Source organism: Ideonella sp. P3_A4 (assembly GCF_056403075.1).
Genome location: NZ_JBFUGE010001228.1, coordinates 1 through 845, shown reverse-complemented (window position 1 = coordinate 845; position 845 = coordinate 1). Strand labels below are relative to the sequence as shown.

Genomic DNA, 845 nt, shown 5'->3' with positions numbered 1-845 from the left:
ACGACGCACTGTCGTCCGAGTACAAGGCGATCATCGAGTGCGCGTCGGCGGTGGCCCACATCGACATGCAGGGCAAGTACGACGCGAAGAACCCGGCGGCGCTGAAGCAGCTGGTGGGTTCGGGCACCAAGCTCGTGCGCTTCCCGAAGGACGTGATGGAGGCCTGCTTCAAGGAAGCTATGGCGCTGTACAGCGAGCTGGCGGGCAAGAACCCGAACTGGAAGAAGGTCTACGAAGACTTTGCCAACTTCCGCCGCGACCAGAACCTGTGGTTCCGCTTCGCCGAAGCCGGTTTCGACGACTTCATGCAATCGCAGAAGCTCTGATCCCGACGCTGGACCGCGCACACGGTCCAGGCAAAACAAAAGGGCGGCTCATCGAGCCGCCCTTTTTTTGGCTGGCTGCGGCACCTTTCGTGGTGCCGCAGCGCTGGTTTTCACTTCTTCGCGGCAGCGTCCTGTTCAGCAGCGCGCTTGAAGGCTTCCATCGGGTCTTCTTCGGCTGACGAGGCTGGCGCCGACGAGCCATCCGGCGCCGTCAGGCCCGGCACCGCATCGTTGCTGCTGCGTCCATTGCCCATGCCTTCGAGCAACTCCGAGGCCTTGTCCATGTCGACCACTTTTTCCTTCTCGAGGAAGACGGTGACCGTCTCGGGCACGAAGATCACGATGGCGACCAGGATCAGCTGCATCACGACCCACGGGATCGCGCCCATGTAGATGTCGCTCGACTCCACCTTCTTCGGCAGCGAGCCGTTCTTGAACAGCGTGTCGGCAATGCCGCGCAGGTAGAACAGCGCGAAGCCGAACGGCGGGTGCATGAAGCTGGTCTGCATGTTCACGCAT

General features: G+C 61.9%; 1 protein-coding gene and 1 pseudogene. One reads left to right on the top strand and one right to left on the bottom strand.

What is annotated here, in order from left to right; translation table 11 throughout:
• Positions 1-326, top strand: a pseudogene (locus AC1DYI_RS37200) (ABC transporter substrate-binding protein); the annotation flags it as partial.
• A 110-nt stretch (positions 327-436) separates the two neighbouring features.
• Here AC1DYI_RS37200 and AC1DYI_RS37195 read toward each other — a convergent pair.
• The coding region (locus AC1DYI_RS37195) for a TRAP transporter large permease subunit (RefSeq protein ID WP_477209080.1) at positions 437-845 on the bottom strand (409 nt) is incomplete at its 5' end.